2 protein-coding genes and 1 pseudogene are annotated in these 3,639 nt (G+C 69.7%); all 3 read right to left on the bottom strand.

Translation table 11 applies throughout. The annotated features are described in order from the left end of the window. Positions 1-1,486, bottom strand: a 1,486-nt coding sequence (locus tag WBA11_RS02415; protein ID WP_424519133.1) for an acyl-CoA mutase large subunit family protein, incomplete at its 3' end; no start/stop codon positions are given. Between the two features lie 492 nt (positions 1,487-1,978). Next, complete coding sequence (locus WBA11_RS02410; RefSeq protein ID WP_424519132.1) at positions 1,979-3,445, bottom strand: DUF58 domain-containing protein; 1,467 nt, start codon at positions 3,443-3,445, stop codon at positions 1,979-1,981. Further along, positions 3,442-3,639: pseudogene (locus tag WBA11_RS02405) on the bottom strand (AAA family ATPase); the annotation flags it as partial. The gene WBA11_RS02410 and the pseudogene WBA11_RS02405, both read right to left, overlap by 4 nt.

The following is a 3,639-nucleotide window of genomic DNA, read 5'->3' as shown; positions in this document are numbered from 1 at the left end:
GGTTCTCCGTCGACCGGGCCGCGCTCTCGAGGCCGTCCATCGAGGACGACCAGCGCCCGGCGTCGCGGGACTCGCGCAGGGCCCAGACCCGCTCGACTTGCTGCTCGCGGACCTCGTCCGAGACTCGGAGCAGGTCGATCGACGCGTCGTCGCCGTCGGACTCGAACCGGTTGACGCCGACCACGACGGCCTCGCCCGACTCGATCGCCTGCTGGGCGAGGTACGCCGACCGCGCGATCCGGTCCTGGACGTACCCCTCCTCGATGGCCGCGACCGCACCGCCGAGCGCGTCGACCTCCGCGATCAGGCGCCGCGCCTCGGCCTCGAGGTCGGCCGTCAGCTTCTCGACGAGGTACGAGCCGGCGAGCGGGTCGACGGACCCGGTCACGCCGGACTCGAATCCGATCACCTGCTGGGTGCGGAGCGCCAACGTGGCGGCGGCCTCGGTGGGGAGCGCCAGGGCCTCGTCGTAGCCGTTCGTGTGGAGCGACTGGGTGCCGCCCAGGACGGCAGCGAGCGCCTGGATCGTCACGCGCGGCACGTTGACGAGGGGCTGCTGCGCGGCCAGCGTAGAGCCCGCCGTCTGGGTGTGGAACCGCAGCATCATGGCCTTCGGCTCGGTCGCGCCGAACCGGTCGCGCATGATCTCGGCCCACAGCTTCCGCGCCGCCCGGAACTTGGCGACCTCCTCGAAGAAGTCGTTGTGCGCGTTGAAGAAAAAAGAAAGCCGCTTCCCAAATGTGTCAACGTCGAGTCCGGCCTCGAGGGCGGCCTCGACGTAGGCGATCCCGTCGGCGAGCGTGAACGCGAGCTCTTCGGCGGCCGTCGCGCCGGCCTCGCGGATGTGGTAGCCGCTGATCGAGATCGTATTCCAGCGCGGCGTGTGTTGGGCGCACCACGCGAACGTGTCGGTGATGAACCGCATCGAGGGCCGCGGCGGGTAGATGTACGTTCCGCGCGCGGCGTACTCCTTCAGGATGTCGTTCTGGATCGTCCCGCCGAGCTTCTCGGGGTCGGCGCCCTGCTCCTTGGCAACGGCCACGTAGAGGGCCAGCAGGATCGGGGCCGTCGCGTTGATGGTCATCGAGGTCGTGACGTCCTCGAGGGCGATCCCGTCGAACAGCCGACGCATGTCCTCGATGGACGCGATGCTCACGCCCACCTTCCCGACCTCGCCCTCGGCGATGGGATCGTCGGGGTCGTAGCCGATCTGGGTCGGCAGGTCGAAGGCGACGCTGAGGCCGCGCGCGCCGGCGGCCAAAAGCGCGTGGTAGCGCTCGTTCGAGGCCTCGGCCGTTGAGAAGCCGGCGTACTGGCGCATGGTCCACAGCCGCGTCCGGTACATCTCGGGGTAGACGCCCCGGGTGAACGGAAACTGGCCGGGCTCGCCGAGCCGGTCTTCGAGGTCGGGCGGCAGGCTGTCGGCGGTGGCGACGGGCGGGATCTCGAGGCCGGACGTGGTCTCGGTGCGGTCGGTGTCGGTCATGGGCGGCCAACGCGCGAGCCGTGACCGGGTGCCGGGGTATGGCCTCGAGGACGAAGACGAACTGGACTGCAACAGTTGCGCACGTGCCGACCTCGAGGGCGCTCGGCGCCACTCCTTGCAGGATAACGGGTTCACTACGTGATGATGTCGAACCTCGAAGCGCCCAAACCGTCATTCCCGCGCAGGCGGGAATCCAGGGCGTCAGGGCACATCGACGCTCGCCACTCTGGATCCCAGCCTTCGCGGGGATGACGGGGTTGAAGACGTGGAGACCGCTCGTCGTGCCCCCCTCTACCAGCGCCGCCGCGGGGATGACGAGTGGAAGTGCGAGGTCATCGTGACACTTCGGCATCGGAACCGGCTTAAAGACCCTGTCGGATCAGCGGCGCTACGGGCGGGACGCCTCGTCGAGGACGGGGAACCATTCCGCGACCTCGAGGACGCGCCCGCCCATCCCCCATCCCCCATCCCCCATCCCCCATCCCCCATCCCTCAGAACGTCCCCTGGCTCTTGAGCTCGAGGTAGCGGTTGACCGCGTCCGGCGTCAGGTGCTCCGGCGTCGTCAGGACCACGCCGATGCCGTGGCGCTCCAGCGTCCGCGCGATCTCGCGCTTCTCCTGGGCGAGCGCTCGCGCCGTCGACCTGACGTACACGTCCTCGAGGCGGTCCGACCTCGAGGTCAGGAGGTCGCGGATGCCCGTGTTCTCGAACAGGACCACGACCAGGCGGTGCGCGCGCGCGATCTGGCGGAGGTACGGAAGCTGGCGCTCCAGACCGGCGACCGTGTCGAAGTTGGTCATCAGCAGCATCAGACCCCGCTGCCGGAGGCGGGACCGGACGGCCGCGTACAGGTCCTCGAACGACGGGTCCTGGTAGCCCGGATCGAGCCGGTAGAGCGCGTCGAGGAGAGTCCCGAGTTGGCCTCTCTTCCGGTCGGGTCGGATCACGGTCTGGACCTCGCGGTCGAACGCGACGAGCCCGGCGCGGTCTTGCGTTTGCAGCGCCGTGTTGAGGACCACGAGGGACGCGTTGATCGCGTGGTCCAAGAGCGTCAGGCTCTCGAACGGCGACCGCATCGCGCGGCCCATGTCGAGGGCGACCACGACGGGCTGCTCGCGCTCGTCTTGGTAGGTGTTGACCATCAGCCGCGTTTGATGGACGCTCCGCCGCGCCGTGGCCTTCCAGTTGACCGCGCGGCGGTCGTCGCCCGGGACGTAGTCGCGGATCTGGTCGAACTCCATCGTCCGGCCGCGACGGCGCACCTTCTTGATGCCGACCTCTCGAAGCCGGTTCTGCTCAGCGAGGAACGCGAACCGGCGCATCTGGATGATCGACGGGTAGACGGCCGCCTCTCCCCCGCCCTCGACCTCGAAGCGGCGCGCGACCAGGCCGAGCGGCGTCGAGGCGTAGGCCAAGAGCCGGCCGAACGCGTAGGCGCCGCGGAGCGTCGGGCGCAAGGTGTAGACGAACCCGTCTCGTCCTCGAGGCGGCAGGGGCAGCACGCGACCGTCCGAGCGGTGCTGGAACTGGACCGGCACCTCGTCGATGACGCGCGCCCGGATGCGGACGCCGTAGGTGCTCGCGACCTCGACCTCGACGGGGTTGTCGTCGCCGAGCGACAGCTTGTCCGGGACGACGCGCTCGCCCTCGAGGACGCCACCGGAGCCCCACAGCAGCACGACGTCGGCCACGACCGAGACCGCGAACGCCAGCGCGGCGACTTGAAGCACCGGCAGCAGCGGAGGCCAGAAGAACGCGACGACGAACCCCACGGCCAAACCCAGCAGGATCCAGAACGGCCGAGCCGTCAGGAACACGTCCCGAAACGGATTCCACAGCGCCACGCCCACTTGGCCCGTCCTCGAGGACGACGCATCCGACCTCGAGGACGCGGCCTCATTCGTAGCTGTAGCCGACCTCGAGGACGCCGACACGGGTCCGCCCCTTGCCCCGCTCACCGCGGCACCTCGATCTCCTCCACGATCCGCCGCAGCACCGACTCCGGCCGGACGCCCTCGATCTCGCGCTCGGGCGTGAGCAGGACGCGGTGGCGCAAGACCGGAGCAACGACCGTCCGCAGGTCGTCGGGCGTCGCGAAGTCGCGGCCGGACATCGCGGCGACGGCTTTGCCACCTCGGACCAGGGCGAGCGT

The sequence above is a fragment of the Rubrivirga sp. genome (genome assembly GCF_049648075.1).
In the GTDB taxonomy this organism is placed as follows: Bacteria; Bacteroidota; Rhodothermia; order Rhodothermales; family Rubricoccaceae; genus Rubrivirga.
The sequence above is the reverse complement of the archived record's forward strand: the minus strand, read 5'-3'. Positions and strand labels throughout refer to the sequence as shown.